This window comes from Arthrobacter sp. zg-Y1110 (assembly GCF_025244865.1).
In the GTDB taxonomy this organism is placed as follows: Bacteria; Actinomycetota; Actinomycetes; order Actinomycetales; family Micrococcaceae; genus Arthrobacter_B.
Window position 1 is genome coordinate 3,085,536 of the sequence record NZ_CP104272.1, and the last position, 20,442, is coordinate 3,105,977.

Here is a 20,442-nt window from a genome sequence, read left to right on the forward strand (position 1 = left end):
CTTCCGCGCCGGAGTTACGGCACGACGACGGCGCGGCCGATCAGCTGGTTGTTCTTCAGCTTCTCGTAGGCCGCCGGGGCCTCGTCCAGGCTGAAGACCTCGGTATGCACGTTGATGCCTTCGCCCCGGGCCAGGTCCAGCACCTCGAACAGCTCCGACCGCGAACCCCAGTACGGGGCACGGATGGAGGTTTCCCAGGCGGCTGTGGCAGCCAGGCCCACCGACACGGTGCCCGACCCGACCCCCACCAGCACCTGGTCGCCCTGCGATCCCACCATCGCCTGGCCCAGGTCCAGGGTGGCCTGGTTGGTCACGAAGTCAAAGACAGCGTCCACTCCCCTGCCGCCAGTCAGGTCCCGGACCAGGTCCGCTGCGCCCGGCTCGGACGGGAAGGTGTAGTGCGCGCCGACGTCGGTGGCGAGGTTCAGTTTCGCCTCGTCGATATCCAGCGCCACCACGGTGGCTGCGGTCATGGCGCGCAGGATCTGCACGGCCACGTGCCCCAGCCCGCCCACTCCGATGACGACGGCGGTGGCACCGGAGGGCAGCTTCTCCAGGGAGCCTTTGATCGCGTGGTACGGCGTGAGCCCGGCGTCGGTCAGGGACACATTCTGCACCGGATCCAGGTCCCCGAGGGGAAGCAGATGGCGGGGGCTGTCCACAATCAGGTATTCGGCCATGGCCCCGGGTGCGCCGAGTCCGGGCGGGACAATGCCGAACTTCGCGGCGTTGCGGCAGTAGTTCTCCCGGCCGCTGGAGCACTCGTAGCAAATCCCGCAGCCCCACGGCCCGTAGACGGCCATGGACGTGCCCTCTTCGATGTACTGCACGCCGTCGCCCACCCGGTCCACCACGCCGGCACCCTCGTGTCCCAGCGTCAGGGGCAGACCGTAGATGTACTCCTCCTCAGGGAGACTCATGATGAATTCGTCCGAGTGGCAGACCCCGGCGGCGGTGACCTTCAGGCGGACCTGCCCGGGGCCGGGTTCGGGGGTATCAATCTCCACCACTTCGGGCGGCTGGCCAATGGCGCGGTATTGAAGGGCCTTCATGGCATACTCCTGCTCTCCGCACCGAGAGTGATCCGCCACGGCGCGATGGATGGATTTTGCACTTCAATCGTTGCACCGCGTTCCCGGTTCCACAGCCCCTCCGGCGGCAGGTACCGTGTGGGCCATGAAGAATCTTCCGCTGTCACTCACGATTGCCGCTGCCGTCGGCGGTTTTACCCTGTCACGGCCGGCCGACTGGTCCCCGGGATTGCGCCGCGCCTATGTTCTTGTACCGGGCGCAGCCGTGGGCACCATCGGCGTCGTAGCCCTCAGCAGGGGCATGCGAAAAGGGAGGGAGCTGGCCGCCGCCGGAACGGTTGACCTTGTCACCCCGTTCACGGTCAGGGCCGGGGGCGATTCCGCAACCGCCCCTTCCTACGTGCGTGCAGCCGGGCCCCGGACGCGGATGCCGGGAACTGCGCTGACGGGTCTGGCTGTGCTGATGGGCTCAGCCGTCAGCGGGATCACGGCACTGAGCCTCGTCCTGGATGAGGCTGTCGAAGCGTGGCTGGTCCGACGCGGAGTGGCCCGGCCCCGTCCCGTCATGGCAATGGCAGCGGTGCTCTATTCCCTGGTCATGGACCAGGTGATGGACTCGAAGGACGCCAAGGTTTCGAAGCCCCGTCAGTAGAGCCGCCGCACCGCCTCCGCGATGACCGGATAGGCCCCCGTGACGTAGGCGGGTCCGTCGAAGTGGGGTATGCCTCCCACCTCATCGATCTTTTCGTTCAGCCGCCGCCACAGGGCTTCATCCGAGGTGATCCCTGCAGGCCGGGCCAGGAACCAGACGTATCCGCGCGGGACGGGCGGAATGCCGACCAGCGCCAGATAGTCATTGGTCATTTGGTAGACCCATTCCTCGTCCTCGGGGGCAAACAGCTCCTGGGTGGGCAGGGTTTCATAGAGCGTGCCGGGATGGCGGTAGGTGTGCTGCACCCTCGCCGCCCATCCCATCATGAGGAACCAGCCCGTGAACGGCAGCTGGGTATAGGCGTCCGGCCGCGCTTCCGGCGGCAGGAGCCGAACCTCATTCCAGCTGCCGGCCATGTCCTGCCCCACACCCGTGATCCGCGGTGCCTCGGTCAGCCGAAGAGCGCCGCGGCCCGGGTCAGGGTCTGGAACACCCCGTAGGCCAGGGGGACCCCCACCAGCAGCCAGCTCACCGTCAACTTTGCCTTGGTCATCAGCGTTCTCCGTCCTGGGTAGCGGCCTGGGCCGGGGCGGCCGGCTCGGATTTCGCGGGTTCATGGTAGCGGGACGCAACCGGCGTCACCAGCAGGTTGGCGATGAAGCCAACCACCAGCAGTCCCACCATGGTCAGCAGGGCCGGATAGTACGCCGCTGCCGTCAGCTCCCCCGGGGTGCCTTGGGCGTCCAGGAAGGAGTTGACGATCAGCGGACCGGCAATGCCGGCAGCGGACCAGGCCGTGAGGAGGCGGCCGTGGATGGCACCGACCTGGAAGGTGCCGAAGAGGTCCCGCAGGTAAGCGGGAACCGTGGCAAACCCGCCGCCGTAGAAGGACAGGATCACGAACGCCAAGGCCACGTAGAGGATGGTGGACGTGTCCCCGAAGAAGGACAGCAGGGTGTACAGGACAGCGCCGGCACCGAGGTAGATCATGTAGATGCGCTTGCGGCCGATCAGGTCCGAGGTGGCGGACCAGACAAAGCGCCCGCCCATGTTGCCGATCGAGAGCAGGCCGACGAAACCGCCGGCGACGGCGGCCGTCACCAGCGAGGCGCCGTCGGGCTGGCGGAAGAAGTCCTGGATCATGGGCGCTGCCTGTTCCAGGATGCCGATGCCCGCGGTGACGTTGCAGAAGAGCACAATCCAGACCAGCCAGAACTGTCGGGTTTTGATGGCGTTGGCGGCCGAGACGTGGTTGGTGGTGACCAGGGACTTGGAGGCGACGGTGGAGGGGTCAAAGCCCTCGGGCTTCCAATCCGCCGCCGGCACCCGGATGCTCCAGGCGCCGTAGAGCATGTACACCAGGTAGAGGGCGCCCAGGGTGAGGAACAGCTTGCCCACGGCGTCGCCGCTCGCCACCCAGCCGGGGGTGCCGGATTCAGGGTCAAAGAAGGTCAGCAGGGCCGAGGAGAGCGGGCTGGCGATCAGCGCACCGCCGCCGAAGCCCATGATGGCCATGCCCGTGGCGAGGCCGGGCCGGTCGGGGAACCATTTGATCAGGGTGGAGACCGGGGAAATGTAGCCGATGCCCAGGCCGATACCGCCGATGAAGCCGTACCCCAGGTACAGCAGCCAGAGCTGCCCGGTGAAGATGCCCAAGGCCCCAATGAGGAAGCCGCTCACCCAGAACATGGCCGAAACGAACATGGCCTTGCGGGGTCCGTTGGCATCCACCCAGGTGCCCATCACAGCGGCGGAGAGCCCGAGCATCACGATGGCGATGGAGAAGATGACGCCGATCTGGGTGAGGCTGGCGCCGAAGTATTCCACGAGCGCCGTCTTGTAGACGCTGGTGGCGTAGACCTGTCCGATGCAAAGGTGTACCGCCAGCGCCGCCGGCGGGATCAGCCATCGATTGAATCCGGGCGGGGCGATGGTGCGGTCGCGGTCCAGCCAGCTCATACAGACTCCCTCATTTCACGCCGATCCTGTCTGCACTCAACGATGCCCGGTGTGAGCTGGGTTACGCGGGTTCGACACGCTGGTGACCATTAGCGCACCAAAACATACCGCGCAACCTACTCATCAGTAACTAATTTCGAAAAAGCCTTGCTTTGTTACCCGCGGGTAGCTTAGATGTAACAGACATCACACTGGTCTTGACCGATTACGTCTCAACGTAGCGACGGACCCGGTCACCTTGCATCCGCGGAGGCTGCGCCCATAGGCGTGCTGCTCGCCGCTTAGTCAGTCTCGAATCGTAAGAAGCAGAAGAAGGATATTCAATGACGAGTTCCACGTCCGGGCGCGCTTCCAGCCGCCCACACACACTTTTGACCGTACTTTTGGCGTTGTTCCTGGTCCTCCTCCTCGCCTTCTTCGTCCTCTTTACTGGCAAGGTTGCCAGCGGGGCAACGGAGCTGAGCGACGGCGCGGAACGCGCCTCCACCGGCGCAGGAGACCTGAAGGCCGGCGCCGAGAAGGCGCAGACCGGAGCCAAGGACCTCTCTGCGGGCACCGAAAAGGTTGACGCGGGCGCCAACACCCTGGCGAAGGGCATCGGCTCCGCCAAGGCGGGCGTCACCACCCTGAAGGAAGGCGCCACCACGCTGGATGAAGGAGCCGTCAAGCTCCTCACCGGCGCGGAAGCAGCCAACGAGGGTGCCAACAAGCTTGCTGCCGGTGCCACCAACGCCCGGACGGGTGCAGGCACGCTGGCTGCCGGCGCGAGCAGCGCCTCACAGGGCGCCAGCACGCTGGCCGCAGGCGCAACGACGGCGCGTCAGGGCTCCGACAGGCTGGCCACCGGTGCGAACGAGCTTTACACGAAGATGGAACCGTTGGTCGGAGGCTCGAAGGAACTCGCAGCCGGTGCAGACGCCGCTGTTGCAGGCATTTCCGAGCTGGCCCCGGGCGCGGCTGCGGTTGACGGTGGGGTAGAGAGCATTTATGCGGGCATCAACAGCACCCCCGGCAAGGACGGGAAAACCGCTTACCAGAACATCTCGGCAGACTTCGCCAAGACAGGCAGTTCTTACGGCCCGGAAGGCGTTTCAGCAGGCGCCGCCCAACTCCGCATGCTGGCCCAGGCGCAGGTAATTCCGGGCGCCAGGGAAGGCATACTCGATGCAGCGGACAAGCTGGAGGGTCTCGAACGGCTGGTCGCTGGAATAGACGTCGGCCTCAAAGGCAACGGCACTCCCCAGAACCCTGGCCTCGTCTATGGTGCCGACGCCGTATCCGGTGGCCTGACGGAGCTGAACGGCAAGGCTCCCGCATTGGCTGCAGGCGCCCACTCGGCAGCCGACGGCGTCGCGCAGCTTTACACCGGCGCCGGAACCCTTTCCGCAGGCGCTTCCGAGCTGAACACCGGCCTGAAGACCCTCGAAACCGGCGCCTACACCCTGGCCGAAGGCAACGGCAAGCTCGCCACCGGCGCAGGAACCCTGGCCACCGGCCTGGACACCCTGGAAACCGGCGCTTACACGCTGGCCGACGGCAACTACAAGATCTACGACGGCACCATCAGCCTCTCCGACGGCACCAGCCGCCTGGTCACCGGCACCGAGTCCCTGGACGAGGGCGTTGTGAAGCTCGACGACGGCGGCAAGACGCTGACCGCCGGCACGAGCGACCTGAAGGAAGGCGCCAAGAAGCTGGCCGACGGCAACACCGAACTGGCCGAAGGCAGCAAGACCCTGGCCGACGGCAACGGCAAGATCTCCGAAGGTGCGGACACCATGCGGGCCAGCACCACGGCGCTGACCCCGGGCGAAATCCTCACCTCCCCGAAGATCCTGGCCGTACTCATCCCGCTGCTCCTGCTGCTGGTTCCGATCGGCATGCTGATCGCCGGCACCCGCCGCGGCACCCAGCACTAGGGACCGGGCACTTCACAGCTAGATCACACCGCATCACCTCGCATCACTGAGAAAAGGGCAGGTACCGCAGCCGCGGCACCTGCCCTTTTCCGTGCCCCGGAGGGCTGCCCAAAAAGGCTCTCGGGAAATGTCCTAGCGGTTCAGCTCGGCGGAGATCCGCTCCACGGCTGCGCGCAGCAGCGGCACCGCACGGTCCGCGAAGGCTCCATCCACGCGCGAGACCGGCCCCGAGACGGACACCGCCGACGGTGTGGGCGCGTTGGGGACGGCCATGGCGAAGCAGCGCACCCCGAGCTCCTGTTCCTGCTCGTCCACGGAGTAGCCGCGCTCCCGGATGCCTTCCAGATCAGCCAGGAGCGCATCGACGCTGCCCAGGCTGTGCCCGGTGGGGGTGGGCATTCCCGCCCTGCCCACGATGCTGCGGACCTGTTCATCCGGCAGCTGCGCCAGGATCGCCTTGCCGACGCCGGTGTCATGGGTATGCACCCGGCGGCCGACTTCCGTGAACATCCGCATTGAATGGCGCGAGGGAACCTGGGCCACGTAGACCACCATGTCGGCGTCGAGCACTGCCATGTTGGAGGTCTCGCCCAGATCATCCGCGAGACCCTTGAGCTGCGGCATCGCCAGCGCGCCGAGCTGCAGGTTGGCGCCTTCCCCGAGCCGGATCAGTTTCGGCCCCAGGGCGTAACGCCGGTTGGGCAGCTGCCGCGCATAACCCCGGCCCACGAGGGTGCGCAGCAGCCGGTGGATGGTGGGCAGGGGCAGGGAGGTGGAGGCGGCAAGTTCGCTCAGCGTCACTGCCCCGCCGGCGTCGGCAATCAGCTCCAGCAGTTCAAAGACCCGTTCCACCGACTGCACGCCGGATCCGGCGGCCCGTTCAGCCATGATTGCCCCTCCCCACGAATTGCCCCCACTTTATCGCAGAGCGGAAAACTTCTTCCTTATTTCGGCAGGACTGAACAGCATCAGACGGACATTCCGGGGCCGGCTTCGGATCCCGTTTCGGCCGGCAGCGCCGCGGGGTGCAGCGTCACGCAGATGGCACCGGAGCGGGTGGTCTGCGGCTGGGAGACGCTGTAGGAGGCGGCCTCGCGGATGTCTTCGAAGAGCCGCTTGCCCTGGCCGACCACCACCGGGAAGATCAGCAGCCGGTACGCGTCCACCAGCCCCGCCGCCGCCAGCGCCTGCACCAGCTGATAGCTGCCGTGCACCTGGAGTTCGCCGCTGCGCCGGGACTTCAGCCGTTCCACGCTCGAGACCAGTTCCCCTTCGAGCAGAAACGTGTTGTGCCAGGGCACCGGCGGCATTGTGGCGGAGACCAGATACTTCGGCAGGCGGTTCAATGCTGTGGCAATGAAGTCGCCGGGTTGGTTCGCGGCCTCCCAATAGGGCTGCATCATGTCGTACGTGTTGCGCCCCAGCAGCAGTGCATCGGCCATGCCGTACCACTCGGAGACAATCTGCTCCAGGTCAGGATCAGCAAGCGGAGTCAGCCACCCGCCGCCGGTGAAACCGCCGGACGGGTCCTCCTCCACGCTGCCCGGAGCCTGCATCACGCCGTTCAACGTCAGGAAAGTGTTGACCGTCAGCTTCACCGAGCACCCCGTTCCTAGGTCCCCCTGCTTCTAGGTTCGGCCCGGCATCCGGGGGTGTCAACGGTCCCCGGCAACGCCCGGGGGCGGGAGCTCCGCTTAGGCCCAGGTGTGCGGAGCGGGGCGGCGGGTGCTCGGCAGCGCGACGGCGGCACGCCACTCGTTGATCCACTCCGGCAGTTCCAGGTCCGACGGCGGGACGGCGCCCACGGCCTCGAAGATCTCCTCGTTGCTCACCGGGCCCTTCTTGGATACCAGGCGGGTGCAGATGACGGCGCTGGCATAGATCTCGCCGTCCGCCACCATGCGCTGCTCGATGTAGATGGCCCGTTCATCAAACCCGATGACCCGGGTTTCAATGCTGTACTGCTGGTGCAGCTGCAGGGATTTACGGAAGCTGATGGTTTCGTTGTTCGCCACCGGGCTCCAGCCGCGCTTTTTCATGATGTCCCAGACGCCGCTGCGGACCAGCAGGTCAAACCGGCCCAGGTCCATCAGCGAGAAGTACATGCCGTTGTTCAGGTGCATCGCAAAGTCGATGTCCGTGACCAGGACCTTCATGGGCACTGAGGAGGTCTCGAAGAAGCCCAGCTTGGGCCGGCGTCGGGCGCGGAACAGGGTCAGGATGGTGCGCAGAATGAGGTGCATGCCCGCTATATTACCGCTCAGTAACTTAGTGTCGAGGTGCGCCGCGGAATTTTCTTTTCCCGGTCCGCTGGCGCGCGAACCGGTACCGGCCCCCGCAGTGCGGCGCCCGTCAGCGCCAGGCCCTCAGCGCCGCGTCAGCGCCAGGGCTGGACCATGGCCTTGAGCGCGCCCGGTTCCTGCCCGGCGTCGAGCGCCTCCCGCACCTGGCCGAGCCCGAACTCATGGGTGACCAGTACGTCCAGGTCCACCTTGCCCTCTGCCACCAGCGCGATCGCCGTCGGCCAGGTATTGGCGTAGCGGAAGACGCCGGTGAGCCAGATTTCGCGGTTCTGGATCACGCCGACCGGCAGTTCGACGTCCTCGGCGCCCATGCCCACCAACACTGCCCGGCCGCCCGGGGCCACCGCCCGGATGCCTGCGCGGACCGCACTGGGAGCTCCGGACGCGTCGATGAACGCATCCACCCCCAGCCCGTCCACCGGCTGCGAGGCATGCAGGGTGTGCGTGGCTCCGTGCCGGGCGGCGAAGTCCAGCCGGTCCTGCGCGATGTCACTGATGTACACGGTGCTGGCACCGAAAGCGCGGGCCACCTGGGCAATAACCACGCCGATCGGCCCGGCCCCGGCTACCAGCACCCGCTGTCCGGGCCCGATACCGGCCTTCCGGCAGGCCCAGATGCCCACCGAGAGCGGCTCCATCAGGGCGGCGGCTTCGTCCGAAACGGTGTCCGGAACGGCGTGGGCGAAATCGGACTCGATCGCCACGTATTCGGCAAAGGCGCCGTCGACCGGCGGGGTGGCGTAGAAGGCCATGTCCGGGCACAGGTTGTAGCGGCCCTGCTTGCACTGCTCGCAGCGGCGGCAGGGTTTCTGCGGCTCGATGGACACGCGCTGGCCGATCCGGACCGGGTCCACGGCGGCGCCGACGGCGGCAATCGTCCCGGACGCTTCGTGCCCCAGCACCAGCGGCTCCTCCACGACAAACTGCCCGATCCGCCCGTGCCGGAAATAGTGCACGTCGCTACCGCAGACGCCGACGGCGGCCACCCGGACCAGCACCTCGTTCGGTGCCAACTGCGGAAGCGGGCGTTCATCGACGGAGAGCTGGTTGGGTGCTTCGCTGCCGGCGTTGCCGTCCGCGGCAGACGGGACCCGCAGGACCGAGACGCGCATGCTGTCCGGAAGCTCCGGCGTCGGCGTCGCGGCTGGGCTGGTGGAAAGTGACATGGCGGTTTCCTCTTCGTTGCGGGTCCGCGGGCATGGCGGCCCGACGTACTGAGGACTCTAGTCCGGTGCGGGACTGCCTGTCCTTAACGGCGCCGCCCTGTTCCCTCGCAACCAGCCGCGTTACCTTTTCTGCATGCACACCCTCGTTGTTTTGTTCCGGCAACCGGTGGACCCGGCTGCCTTCCGGCGGCACTACCGCAACGTGCACCTGCCGCTGGTGCGCAACATTCCCGGCCTCCGCGACCTGCGGGCGTCCGAGGAGCTGAGGTCCGCGGAGGAGCGGCCGCCGTATTTTGCACTGTTTGAAGCCGATTTCGACGACGAATCGGCCATGCAGGAGTCACTGACCACCGCCGAGGGCCAGGCCGCCAACGCCGATATTCCTCGTTTCGCGACCGGCGGGCTGACCGTGTTCACCTACCGGAACTAGGCGCCGGCGTCTTCCGCGTACCCCGGAAATTTCAGTCGTCGTCGCCCGGCGCCGCCCGGAACCCGCGCTGCTTGGCGTCCATCCACAGCACCACGTCCATGGCCCGCAGCCTGGAAACCCGGACGGGCAGGGCCGCCCGGTCCTGGACCGCGTCCAGGCGCCGGACCAGTTCCCGGTCATTGGCGGTGAGCAGCGCATGCCATTGCTCCCACTGCGTGAGGGAGGTACCCGCCCCGATGCTGCGGGCCACCATCGAATCCCAGATCGGAATCAGTTTCGGCCGCTTGCGGGCCAGCAGCTTGCTGGTTTTCATGGGGCCCATCTTCCACTGCCCGCCCCGGTAGCCCCGGAACACGTCCCAGAGCAGCCACGCCGGACTGTCCTTGCCGAGGACGTGGACGTATTCGACGCCGGTAACGTCCGCCAGCTCCAGGTTCACCGGAATCAGTTCCAGCAGCTCGCCGATCTCCGGGGCCTTGGTCTCGAGCAGCCCCACCACCGCCGGTCCCTTGATTTCCTCGCCCAGCAGGGCCAGTGCAAGCAGGTCGTCAGCGGTGATCCGGTTGGCGGCCCCCGGGGAGTCTCCGCCGCCGGCCCAGGTGTCGAACCTCGCCCCGGTCCGCACATGCCCCGAGGTCAGTTTCTGCGTGTAGTAGCGGTGCAGCAGGGCGGCGGCGTCGTCGACGTGGCCGGCGTCGAGGATGGCTGGAAGGTCCACGGGGTCCACCTCACTCGGGAGCGGTAATCAGGCCCTTCTCGACCATCCAGTCGAAGGCGACGTCGGCGGGCTCCTGGCCGTAGACGTCTACGGCAAGGTTCATCTTGCGCAGTTCCTCGTCCGTTAGCAACGGGGACACCTGCGCGAAGATGTCTACCAGCTCCGGATATTCCTCCAGCGCGTCGGTGTTGAAGACCGGCGCCGCGTTGTAGGCCGGGAAGTAGGCCAGGTCATCCACGAGCACGGTCAGGCCCAGCGAATCGATCCGTCCGTCCGTGGCAAAGACCTCGCCGAAGTTGCACTCCCCGGCGTCGGTGGCCGAATACACGGCACCGGTGTCATAGATGCCGATATTGGCGTCCGGCACGCCGTTGGGCGCCCCGCGCGGTATGCCGTACTTTTCCAGCAGCGGGTTCATGCCGTCCGGACGCGAGTTGAACTCGGCCTCGAGGCAGAACGTGCGCTCCTCCACCGGCAGGTTGGCGATGTCGGAGATGCTGTCCACCCCCAGTTCCTCGCCCGCTTCGCTGCGGATGGCCATGGCGTAGGTGTTGTTCAGCGGTGCCGGATCGCCCCACGTGACGCCGTTGGCAAGGTCCGCGTCATGCACGGCCTGCCATTGTTCCTGCTTGTCGGGGATGCCTTCGCTCTGCCCGAGGTAGGCGATCCACCCGGTGCCGGTGTATTCCCACGTCATGCCTGCCTGCCCCGATAGGAGCAGCTCCCGGGCCGGCTGGCTGCCGGGCACGTTGGTCAGGTCGGTGACGTCGAAGCCGGCTACCTTGGTGGCCAGCACCGCGATCTTGCCCAGGATGAGTTGTTCGGTGAAGTTCTTGCTGGTGACGGTGAGTTTCGCGTCGTCGGGCAGGCCCTCAACCGGCTGGATCAGGCCGGGGTCCGCCTCCGGCACGTAGGAGGCGGCGGGCTGCAGTCCGCAGCCTGCAAGCAGCAGGCCGACGGCGGCGGCTCCTGCGGCAGCGAGGCGGACGCGTGCGTTTGGCTGCTTTTTCATTAGAGTCCCTTCGGCCGGGCGATGTGCTCGACCAGACGGCCGATCCAGTCGACCACCAGGGCCAGCAGCGCCACCAGCAGGGCTCCGGCCACCAGCACCGTGGTCAGGTTCAGGTTCACGCCGGTGGTGATGAGGATCCCCAGCCCGCCGCCGTTGACGAACGTGGCCAGGGTGGCAGTGCCCACCAGGAGCACCAGGGCGGTCCGGACGCCGGAGAGCATCACGGGCACCGCGAGCGGCAGTTCCAGCCGAAACAGCACCTGGGCGTTGCTCATGCCGACGCCGCGGCCGGCCTCGACGATGCGCGGGTCCACCTGCTGCAGGCCCACCATCGTGTTCCGCATAACCGGCAGCAGGGCGTAGACCACCAGCGCGCCGATGGCGGCCCGGAAGCCGAACCCGACCCAGAAGGCCAGCAGCACCAGCAGCCCGATGGCCGGCGCGGCCTGGCCGATGTTGGCCAGCGCCATGATCGGTCCGGTGACCCGGCGCATCCGTCCGCGGGTGAGCAGCACGCCCAGCGGGATGGCGACCACCAGCACGATCACGGCGGACACCCCGGTGAGCAGGAGGTGCTGGACGGTGTATTCCCACAGTGCTGCGGGGTCCAGCGTGGTGCGCTCGGTGACGCTGAGCTCGGCGGTGGTCAGCCAGAGCATCAGGAGTCCGAAGGCCACCGCGATGCCGGCCAGCTGCAGCAGCAGCGGGCGCCACGACGTCGGGCCGGCACCGCTTTCGGCTTCGGTCCGGGCCTGCGCAGCCGTCGAAACGGCGGTCATCGGGTGCCCTGGCCGGCGGCAGCACCGGCGTCGTCCTGCACCGCTGCCTGGGCGTCTGTCTCGGTGCCGCGTCGGATGGCGCCGCTGTTGAGGCCCACCGGTGCGCCGGAGGAGCCCTGCTGCGCGGCGTCGTTCGCTGCCGTGATCGCCTCCATCACGGTCTGGACGGTGATCAGGCCGAGGAACCGGTCCCGCGGCCCCGTCACCAGGGCGGCGCCGGTGCTGGAAACCAGCATGGTGTCCAGCGCGTCATTGAGGGTGGACTGGTTCCCGATCACCGGAAGCTTGGGATCGACGATGTCGGTGTGCCGGTCCAGGCGGCTGAGCTGGCGGCGGGAGAGCCACTGGATGGGCCGCTCGCGTTCGTCCAGCACCACGGCGTTCTGCTCGCCGGCGCCCTGCAGCCGGGAGAGGGTGTCACTGGCGAGGTCTCCGATGGCGGCCGTAATCGGGGACGTCAGCTCCACCTCGTTCACCCGGGTCAGGGTGAGCTGCTTCAGGCCCGCGCCGGAGCCGATGAAGTTCTCCACGAACTCGTTGGCAGGATTGGCCAGGATCCGTTCCGGGGAGTCGTACTGGACCAGCTGGGCGCCCTCGTCGAAGATGGCGATCCAGTCCCCCAGCTTCACCGCTTCGTCGAAGTCATGGGTGACGCAGACGATGGTCTTGTGCAGTTCGGACTGGATGTGCAGCAGTTCGTCCTGCAGCCGCTGGCGGGTGATCGGATCCACGGCGCCGAACGGTTCATCCATGAGCAGCACGGGCGGATCGGCGGCCAGCGCACGGGCCACCCCCACGCGCTGCTGCTGCCCGCCGGACAGCTCCTTCGGGTAGCGGTCCCGGTACAGGGCCGGATCCAGGGAGACCAGTTCGAGCAGCTCGTCCACCCGCGCCTGGATGCGGTCCTTGTCCCAGTTGAGCATCTTGGGCACGACGGCGATGTTCGCCCCCACGGTCATGTGCGGAAAGAGCCCGCCGGCCTGGATGACGTAGCCGATCCCGCGGCGCAGCTGGTCGCCGTCGATCCCGGTGACGTCTTCGCCGTCGAGGATGATCCGTCCGCTGGTGGGCTCGATGAGCCGGTTGATCATCTTCAGCGTGGTGGTCTTGCCGCAGCCCGACGGGCCAACCAGCATCACGATGCTGCCCCGCGGAATCTCCATGGTCAGGCCGCCGACAGCCGGCTTGCCCTGCCCGGGGAAGCGCTTGGTGACGTCTTCGAGCAGGATGCCGGTGGCGGTGCCTTTGGCGCCGGTGGTTGGGGAAAGAGTCTCAGACACGGATACCTCGCGGGGTTGTGAGCCGGCCGAGGCCGACCAGGAGAAGGTCAAGGATCAGGGCCAGCAGGATGACGCCGACGACGCCGACCACCACGGACTCGAGGGAGTTGGCCCCGCCCAGGCGGGACAGGCCGGTGAAGATGAAGCCGCCCAGTCCCGGCCCGAGGGCGTAGGCCGCGATGGCGGCAATACCCATCACCATCTGGGCGGACACCCGCACGCCGGCCAGGATGACCGGCCAGGCCAGCGGCAGTTCGATGCGCAGCAGCGTGCGCAGCCGGCTCATGCCGACACCGCGGGCGGATTCAACAACGGTCGGGGAAATTCCGGCCAGGCCCACCACCGCGTTGCGCAGGATGGGCAGGGTGGCATAGAACGCCACCACGATCACGGCCGGCACGGCACCGAACCCGAAGGGTGCGATCAGCAGGCCGATCAGGGCGAAGGACGGGAGCGTCAGGCCAACTGCGGAGACGCCGTTGGCCACTCCGCTGAGGGTCTTATTGCGGTAAACCAGGGCCGCGATAACCACGGCTATGACCGTGGCGAGGATCAGGCACTGGACAACTAGGCTGAAGTGCTGCCATCCGGCGAACAGGATCTGCTGATACCGGTCCGCCACGAATTCCCACACATCAAGACCTCTTCACTTTGGTTGCGTATGTTCCTTGTCGCCGCCCGGCGTTGGTGTCCGAGCTTGGAGTCCGAGCTTGGTGCCCGAGCGAAAACTACCAAGCAACCTTACCGTTACCTGCCTCACAAAGCGCTCCGGGAAGCTCCAAACCCGTACAACATGGTGTTTTTGCTGCGGGCGGAGTTAGTGCTGGCCGGCCTGGCCGTCGGCGTGGCCTCACACTCTCTGGAACTCTGGTGGCTGCGGTTGTTACACCGGGAACACCAGCCACACTGGATGGGGTTTTCTGCCGGCTTCAGTGGCCGGACGCGTTCATAGTGCAGTAGATGTCGCCTCACCTGCCCGCGGGCAGCATCTACTGCACTCTGAACGTGCGGGCGCGGGCTCTGGTGAGCAGATAACGGGGTTTAGCCGGATCCAGTGAGCAGATAACGGGGTTATTCCACGGAGATAACCCCGCTATCTACTCAGTAGACGGATTTCCAGGGGAAGGTGCTGCGTCGGGGCGCACGCCAGGGGCAAGGTGCTGCGTCGGGGCGTGCACCGGGACGTCGCCAGCCTCGCGACCGCCGACATCGTTCCACCGCTCCTATCCAAATCAGCCCTACCGCGCGCCGGACCGGAGCCGGGCAAGGACGTGCTCCTCGGCGTCGGGCCCTGCCTTGATGCCCGCCGGCACCCGGAAGAAGAAGACCAGGCCGACCACCCACCACGCAGCGAACAGGACCCACGGCTCAAGCCCCAACGCCGCTGGCATGCCCGGCATGTAGAGGCTGAACAGGGCCAGACCAAAGACCGCGGCGGCAATACCGATGACGATGCCGCCGTTACCGCGCCCGCCGATCCGCAGCGGCCGGTCCATAGCCGGTTCGCGCCGGCGCAGGATGAGGAATGAAATCGCCACCAGGGTGTAGGCCAGCACGATGCTCGGTGCCCCGGAGTCCACCAGCCAGCCGAGCATCTCCGCGCCGCCGAACGGGGCGAGGAAACTCAGCGCCCCGATGAACAGCAGTGCGTTGTGCGGGGTGTGGTACTTCGGATGCAGGCGGCCGAACCATGCCGGGAGCATGCCTGAACGGGCCAGGGAATACATCAGCCGGGACGCACCCATCAGCAGCGAGTTCCACGAGGTGAGGATGCCTGCGATGCCGCCGGCAATCAGGATCTTGGCCATGATGTCCGAGCCGAACATGGCTCCGACGGCGTCCGCCGTCGCAATATCCGTCTGCGCCAGGTCTCCGGCGGACATGGCCGAAGAGGTGGTCAGCACCACCATGAGGTACCAAATGGTTGCCAGCACCACGGAGACAACTACGAGCTTGCCGATCTGCTTGGCGGGGATGTTCACTTCCTCGGCGGACTGCGGAATCACGTCGAAGCCGATAAACAGGAAGGGCACCACCACCAGGACCGCGAAGAACCCGGTCATGCCGTTGTTAATCCACGGCTCCATGTTGGCCACGGACCCTCCGGTGAACGAACCGGCAATCATCACCAGCCCGATGGCCAGCAGGAAAAGCACCACGAAGGTCTGCACCACGCCCGCTTCCTTCACGCCGCGGATGTTGATCCAGGTGATGACGACGGCGGCAGCCGCACCTACCAGCGCCCAGGTCAGGTGCACGTCGAAGCCCGCCACGGTCCACAGGTGAATCTGGCTCAGGTCCGGGAAGATGTACTGCACCGTGCGGGGCAGGGCCACGGCTTCGAACGCCACAATGGTCACATAGCCGCCGATGATGGCCCAGGATCCCACGAAGGAAGTCCGCGGGCCCATGGCGCGCATGATGTAGTTGTGCTCGCCGCCGGCCTTTGGCATCGCCGCGCACAGCTCGGCGTAGGTCAGTCCGACCACCGCCATGATGACGCCGCCGGTAACCATGGCCAGCACCGAGCCGAGGGTGCCGGCATTGATCAGCCAGTCGCCGGTGAGCACCACCCAGCCGAAACCGATCATTGCGCCGAAACCTAGGGCCAGGACGTCGATCCGGCCGAGGACTTTCTTGAGCGAGGGCTCGGTTTCGTGGAGCGAGGTTCCCACCCGGCACCCCTTTCCATGTCGTGCCGCCCTAAAGGGGCAAGTGATGACGCAGTGTGGACACGGAGAGTGGCTCCGGCTGCGTTGACGGAAGAACAACGCTAATGCACTTTGTGTTTGCGGTCACATTCTTACGTCATGAGAGCTCACCTCGTGTACGGGTGATGCTGCCTGGCGTGGTTCCGGGCGGCATCAGCCGGACAGGAGCGGCGCTTTGGACCGGTCCTGCATGATTTCCCATGAACTGTGATGGCTCTGGCTGTAGTTGTCACACCAGGAACAGGAGCACCAGTGGGTGGGAAGTTCTGCGGCGTTTCATCGGCCCGGACGCGTTCAGAGTGCAGTAGATGTCGTCTGGCCGGTCCGGAGGCAGCATCTACTGCACAGTGAACGTGCGGGCGGGGGGTTATTCGGTGGCGATAAGCCCTTTATCTGCTCAGTAGATGCACTTTGAGGGGCTAAGCCTCTTCGTCTTCCCGGGCCGGGTCCAGGGCCGCGGTTGGGGCCGGTCGAGTGGCAGTCGACCCGCCGCCGTCGTCGTCACCACCGAACCCTGTCCCCTAGAGTGATCGGAATGGACTCGCCACCGCTGATCGCATACATCCTGTTCGGCGCCGGCGCGGTGGTCATCGGGCCGGCGGCGATGGTGATGGGCATCCGCGCCCACACCGGCCGGTGGACGTCCTGGCTGGGACTGAGGGTATCGACAGGCTCCACCGCCAAGCACTCCCGGGTGGGTTTTACCTGTTTCTGGGGCGGGCTGGCGTTCACCGGGACGCTGCTGGCGATGATCCTGGGCCTGCTGGGGATGCCCCTGGAAGCAGTTCAGCTCATGGCCGGTGCGTCCTGGTGCATCGGCATGCCCATCGCCATGATGCACCATTACTTCCTGCCGAAAGCCCTCCGCCCGGTGCTGCTGCCCCAGTGGTACCGCGACTGGGAAGCGGACCAGTTTGAGTTCGAAGCCCGGAACGAGGAACGACGCCGGGCGCGGCGAGCCCGCAAGCGGGACAAACGGCGGCGGGAGAAGGAGAAGGCCCGGCTGCTGCAGGCGAAGGCGGCGGCTCGGGAAGAGAAACGCCGCGCCAGGATGCAACAGGCCGCGCCCTGACCGGGTTATCCCTTCTTAGTCGCCGCCCGCAGTTCCTTCCACGCCCCGGTTGACCACAGCGCCCACAGCACCAGCGGCGGCTGGAAGAACAGCCGCACCAGCCGGGCGCGGTCCGAATCCAGGCCAAACGCGTCCGTGTGGGTGACGTACTGGGAAATGTTGCCCGGGAAGATCGCAATGAAGAACGCAGCAGCGGCCAGCCCAACCGGCACCCGGCGCTTCCGGAGCAGGATCAGGGCCGCCCCCAGGCTGATTTCGGCCACGCCGGAGAGCAGCACCACGGCATCCTCGTTCAGCGGAACCCAGTCCGGCACCTGGGCCTGGAATTCCTGCCGGGCGAAGGTCAGGTGCGAGGTCCCGGCGAAGGCCAGGAACGAACCGAGGGCAACGGCGCCGATGCGGCGGGGTTTCGACGTCGGCGGCGCGGGGCGGGCGGCAAGGGCAAGGACCTTCTTCAGGGCAGACATGCCCCCGACGCTACACCCCTGCCCCGAAGGACCGCCCGGGCAGCGGTGCGGTCAACGACGGCAGGCCAAGTCAGGTCAGGCCAGGTCAGGTCAGCCGGTTGTAGGCCAGCTGCGCCAGGGCTGCGGCTTGGTCCCCCAGCACCGAGTCGTCAAAGACCACCCGCGGTGAATGGTTCCAGGCGGCGGTGACCGGATTGACCGACGGCGGCGTCGCACCGAGGAAGAGGAAGGTGCCCGGAACCTCGTTGAGCACCAGGGAGAAGTCCTCCGATCCCATCAGCGGATCACGGGATTCCAGCACCCGGTCCTCGCCGAAGATCTCCCGCAGCCCGGTGACGGCCTCCCGGGTCCGGTCAGGATCGTTGCAGGTGACGGGGTAGCGGATGGTGAAGTCCACCTCCACGCTGCAGCCGTGCGCGGCGGCAATGCCCTCGGCGAGCGCCTTGGACTCCACGATCACCCGGTCCAGGGATTCCTCCGAGAGAGTACGGACCGAGGCGCCGAGGCTGGCGGTATCGGGAATGACGTTGATCGCTTCCCCTGCGGAAAGCTGGGTCACGGTGAGCACGATCGGGTCGAAGGCAGAGAACCGGCGCGTGGCCATGGTCTGCAGCGCCGTGGCGATTTCAGTCAGCGCCGGCACCGGATCAATGGCCGTCTGCGGCTGGGAGCTGTGCCCGCCGGAGCCCTTCACGGTGATCCGCAGTTCGTTCGCGCCGGCCATCAGCGTGCCGGGCTTGGTACGGAAGACTCCCAGCGGGCCGGGCCGGACGTGGATGCCGTAGGCAGCTACGGGACGTTCCCCGGCGGCGTCGAGCACCCCCTCGTCGAGCATCAGGCTTGCACCGTCGTGGCCCTCCTCCCCCGGCTGGAACATAAAGATCACATTGCCGGAGAGGTCCTGCTGCTGCGCGCAGAGCAGCCGGGCGGCGCCGACCAGGCCCGCGACGTGCAGGTCATGCCCGCAGGCATGCATGGATCCGTTGGTGGAGGCATAGTCCAGATCGGTCAGTTCGCTCACCGGCAGCGCGTCCATGTCCCCGCGCAGCAGGACGGTGGGACCGGGTTCGGCGCCGCGGAGCACGGCGACCACGGAGGTTGTCTTCACCCCCAGGGTGATTTCCAGGTCCAGCCCCTCGAGGGCGGCCAGGACTTTTTCCTGCGTCCGGGGCAGGTTGATTCCGGTCTCCGGATCCCGGTGCAGCTCCCGCCGCAGGGCCACCAGTTCAGGCAGGATCGCCTGTGCTTCCTGTACAAACATGCTTGAAGTCCTGTCATCTACGCTGATGGCCGGCTGCCGTTCGGACTGCCGCTACCTACGCAGTAAATCACTCCTTTCGCTCCAGCACAGGGGGCACGGCCCCAACCGCACCGGTTCCGGTCCGACGACGGCGGTGAACGGGGCTCCACTGGCCCCCGCGGAAGAGCCGCTCCTGGCGAGGGGGCCGCTCATCCCCCGGTCGTTCATCCCTGCGGCGGACCCCCTGCCGGCGGTGCAACTCCTAGACTGGGCAGCATGATCGAGACCATGGCCTTCGACACGGCCGACGCCGGCCCGGAACGGAACGCACGGACCCGGCCCGGCTGGCTCGCCCGCCTCCCCTGGCGAACCGGGGAGGACTGGGAACGCCCGGGGCCCACCCGCGCCCAGCTGCGCCACGACGTCGTCGGAACCCTGATCGTGTTGCTGGTCTCCGCGCTCGTTATGGAGGTGAGCCGCGGAATCGGTGCCCTGGCCGGGGAAACCGGGCCCATCTGGTTCCAGCATCTGGCGCTGGCTTTAATCATCCTGCCCTTGGTGGTGCGCCGCCGTTACCCGGTGGCCGTCATGCTGGCCTGCAGCGCCGTGTTCCTGGGACTGGGGCTGCTGGTGCCCATGGTCGCCACGCAGACGAGCTTCCAGGCCGCCTATTTTGCCTCGCTCTACACCGCTGTGGCCTGGGCGAAGGACCGCAGGATGCTCTGGCTCGGCACCACCGTGGTCATTGCCGTGATGGCGTTGTGGGTCATCCTTTCCTTCACCGTGTCCTCCACCTACGACGGCATGCTGGAACGGATCATGGAGGGCGATGACACCTACCGCGGTTTCCTGCCGCCGCTGGCATCCCTGGCGCTCTACAACTTCGCCATCAACGCCGCCTTCTTCGGCGGAGCCATCATGTTCGGCATGAGCGCCTGGCGCAGCGCGCATCAGCGCGAGCTGCTGGTCAAACAGTCCGCTCAGCTGGAAATCCAGGCGACGGAACTGGCCCGGCAGGCGGTGCTGGATGAGCGGCTGCGCATCGCCCGGGAACTGCACGACGTCGTCGCGCACCACATCGCGGTGATCGGGGTCCAGGCGGGCGCGGCCCGGCGGGTGCTGGAGAAAAAACCCGAGGCCACCGCGGGCGCCCTGCAGACCATTGAAGCCTCCTCCCGCGAAGCGGTGGAGCAGATGCGGTCCCTGCTGGGCGTACTGCGCGCGGGCGAGGAACCGGGGGCGGAGTCCGACGGCGGTGCGCGGCGTACCCCCGAGCCCGGCTTGGCGGACCTCCCGGCACTGGTGGCAGAGCACCTGCAGTTGGGCCTGTCCGTGTCGTATCACCGGTCCGAGCATGTGCCCGGCTCGCTGGACCGGGTCCCCGCACCGCTGGGCCTCTCGATTTACCGCACCGTCCAGGAGTCCCTCGCCAACGTCCGCCGGCACTCCACCGCAGGCTCCGCCGTCGTCGCCCTTCGCACGGGCACCACAGGGACCGGCAACAGCTGGGTGGAGGTGGAGACCGTGGACAACGGCAGGCCGCGCACGGGCAGCACCGCCGGTTCCGGATTCGGCATCCGGGGTATCCGGGAACGGGCCGACCTGCACGGCGGCAGCACCGAAATCGGACCGCGGTCCGGCGGCGGCTGGCGCGTCCGGGTCCGGTTTCCGCTCCATTGACCGTTACCGTGGTTGCCGAGGGC

General features: G+C 67.1%; 20 protein-coding genes. 5 read left to right on the plus strand and 15 right to left on the minus strand.

Translation table 11 applies throughout. The features are described 5' to 3' along the window. Positions 1-14 precede the first annotated feature (14 nt). Positions 15-1,052: an NAD(P)-dependent alcohol dehydrogenase gene (locus N2K99_RS14415; RefSeq protein ID WP_227919338.1), complete on the minus strand. Its 1,038-nt coding sequence runs from the start codon at positions 1,050-1,052 to the stop codon at positions 15-17. Between the two features lie 124 nt (positions 1,053-1,176). Between N2K99_RS14415 and N2K99_RS14420 the strand changes: the two genes are divergently transcribed. Continuing rightward, complete coding sequence (locus tag N2K99_RS14420; RefSeq protein ID WP_227932892.1) at positions 1,177-1,683, plus strand: hypothetical protein; 507 nt, start codon at positions 1,177-1,179, stop codon at positions 1,681-1,683. Here N2K99_RS14420 and N2K99_RS14425 read toward each other — a convergent pair. After that, on the minus strand, positions 1,677-2,111 hold the full coding sequence (locus tag N2K99_RS14425) for a DUF5956 family protein (RefSeq protein ID WP_227932891.1): 435 nt from the start codon (positions 2,109-2,111) through the stop codon (positions 1,677-1,679). The two genes, N2K99_RS14420 and N2K99_RS14425, sit on opposite strands and share 7 nt — an antisense overlap. Positions 2,112-2,235: 124 nt before the next feature. After that, positions 2,236-3,642 carry an OFA family MFS transporter gene (locus tag N2K99_RS14430; RefSeq protein ID WP_227919345.1) on the minus strand — a complete coding sequence of 469 codons (1,407 nt, stop codon included), beginning with the start codon at positions 3,640-3,642 and terminating at the stop codon, positions 2,236-2,238. A gap of 323 nt (positions 3,643-3,965) precedes the next feature. Between N2K99_RS14430 and N2K99_RS14435 the strand changes: the two genes are divergently transcribed. Further along, positions 3,966-5,561, plus strand: a complete 1,596-nt coding sequence (locus N2K99_RS14435) for a hypothetical protein (protein WP_227919347.1) — start codon at positions 3,966-3,968, stop codon at positions 5,559-5,561. 132 nt (positions 5,562-5,693) lie between these two features. On the opposite strand, the gene N2K99_RS14440 is transcribed toward N2K99_RS14435, so the two are convergent. The 4 genes from N2K99_RS14440 to N2K99_RS14455 form a co-directional block, all read right to left on the minus strand. After that, positions 5,694-6,449 carry an IclR family transcriptional regulator gene (locus N2K99_RS14440; RefSeq protein ID WP_227919349.1) on the minus strand — a complete coding sequence of 252 codons (756 nt, stop codon included), beginning with the start codon at positions 6,447-6,449 and terminating at the stop codon, positions 5,694-5,696. An 80-nt stretch (positions 6,450-6,529) separates the two neighbouring features. Further along, on the minus strand, positions 6,530-7,159 hold the full coding sequence (locus N2K99_RS14445) for a dihydrofolate reductase family protein (protein WP_227919351.1): 630 nt from the start codon (positions 7,157-7,159) through the stop codon (positions 6,530-6,532). A gap of 96 nt (positions 7,160-7,255) precedes the next feature. Continuing rightward, a complete protein-coding gene (locus tag N2K99_RS14450; RefSeq protein WP_227932889.1) occupies positions 7,256-7,804 on the minus strand; it encodes an acyl-CoA thioesterase in 549 nt (182 codons plus the stop codon). Between the two features lie 134 nt (positions 7,805-7,938). Next, a complete protein-coding gene (locus tag N2K99_RS14455; protein WP_227932888.1) occupies positions 7,939-9,030 on the minus strand; it encodes an NAD(P)-dependent alcohol dehydrogenase in 1,092 nt (363 codons plus the stop codon). A 133-nt stretch (positions 9,031-9,163) separates the two neighbouring features. Here N2K99_RS14455 and N2K99_RS14460 point away from each other — a divergent pair, with 133 nt between their 5' ends. Continuing rightward, positions 9,164-9,460, plus strand: a complete 297-nt coding sequence (locus N2K99_RS14460; protein WP_227919358.1) for an EthD family reductase — start codon at positions 9,164-9,166, stop codon at positions 9,458-9,460. Between the two features lie 31 nt (positions 9,461-9,491). Here N2K99_RS14460 and N2K99_RS14465 read toward each other — a convergent pair whose 3' ends face one another. The 6 genes from N2K99_RS14465 to N2K99_RS14490 form a co-directional block, all read right to left on the minus strand. Beyond that, a complete protein-coding gene (locus N2K99_RS14465; protein ID WP_227919359.1) occupies positions 9,492-10,178 on the minus strand; it encodes a DUF6308 family protein in 687 nt (228 codons plus the stop codon). A 10-nt stretch (positions 10,179-10,188) separates the two neighbouring features. Next, on the minus strand, positions 10,189-11,190 hold the full coding sequence (locus tag N2K99_RS14470) for a glycine betaine ABC transporter substrate-binding protein (protein WP_227919361.1): 1,002 nt from the start codon (positions 11,188-11,190) through the stop codon (positions 10,189-10,191). Then, positions 11,190-11,969, minus strand: a complete 780-nt coding sequence (locus N2K99_RS14475) for an ABC transporter permease (protein WP_374200022.1) — start codon at positions 11,967-11,969, stop codon at positions 11,190-11,192. Before N2K99_RS14475 ends, N2K99_RS14470 begins: the two co-directional genes overlap by 1 nt. Next, complete coding sequence (locus N2K99_RS14480; RefSeq protein WP_227932887.1) at positions 11,966-13,249, minus strand: ATP-binding cassette domain-containing protein; 1,284 nt, start codon at positions 13,247-13,249, stop codon at positions 11,966-11,968. Before N2K99_RS14480 ends, N2K99_RS14475 begins: the two co-directional genes overlap by 4 nt. Continuing rightward, positions 13,242-13,883: an ABC transporter permease gene (locus N2K99_RS14485; RefSeq protein ID WP_227919365.1), complete on the minus strand. Its 642-nt coding sequence runs from the start codon at positions 13,881-13,883 to the stop codon at positions 13,242-13,244. The genes N2K99_RS14480 and N2K99_RS14485 overlap by 8 nt, the downstream gene beginning before the upstream one ends. 604 nt (positions 13,884-14,487) lie before the next feature. After that, positions 14,488-15,840 carry an APC family permease gene (locus N2K99_RS14490; protein ID WP_231709235.1) on the minus strand — a complete coding sequence of 451 codons (1,353 nt, stop codon included), beginning with the start codon at positions 15,838-15,840 and terminating at the stop codon, positions 14,488-14,490. 655 nt (positions 15,841-16,495) lie between these two features. Between N2K99_RS14490 and N2K99_RS14495 the strand changes: the two genes are divergently transcribed. Then, a complete protein-coding gene (locus N2K99_RS14495) occupies positions 16,496-17,032 on the plus strand; it encodes a hypothetical protein (RefSeq protein ID WP_227919369.1) in 537 nt (178 codons plus the stop codon). A 5-nt stretch (positions 17,033-17,037) separates the two neighbouring features. Here the strand turns inward: N2K99_RS14495 and N2K99_RS14500 are convergent, their stop codons facing one another. Further along, positions 17,038-17,499: a hypothetical protein gene (locus N2K99_RS14500; protein WP_227919378.1), complete on the minus strand. Its 462-nt coding sequence runs from the start codon at positions 17,497-17,499 to the stop codon at positions 17,038-17,040. Between the two features lie 85 nt (positions 17,500-17,584). Further along, positions 17,585-18,760, minus strand: a complete 1,176-nt coding sequence (locus N2K99_RS14505; RefSeq protein WP_227919380.1) for a M20 family metallopeptidase — start codon at positions 18,758-18,760, stop codon at positions 17,585-17,587. A gap of 255 nt (positions 18,761-19,015) precedes the next feature. Here N2K99_RS14505 and N2K99_RS14510 point away from each other — a divergent pair, with 255 nt between their 5' ends. Next, positions 19,016-20,419 (plus strand): sensor histidine kinase, encoded by a 1,404-nt coding sequence (locus tag N2K99_RS14510; RefSeq protein ID WP_227919383.1) that lies wholly within the window; start codon positions 19,016-19,018, stop codon positions 20,417-20,419. The last annotated feature ends 23 nt before the right edge of the window (positions 20,420-20,442 follow it).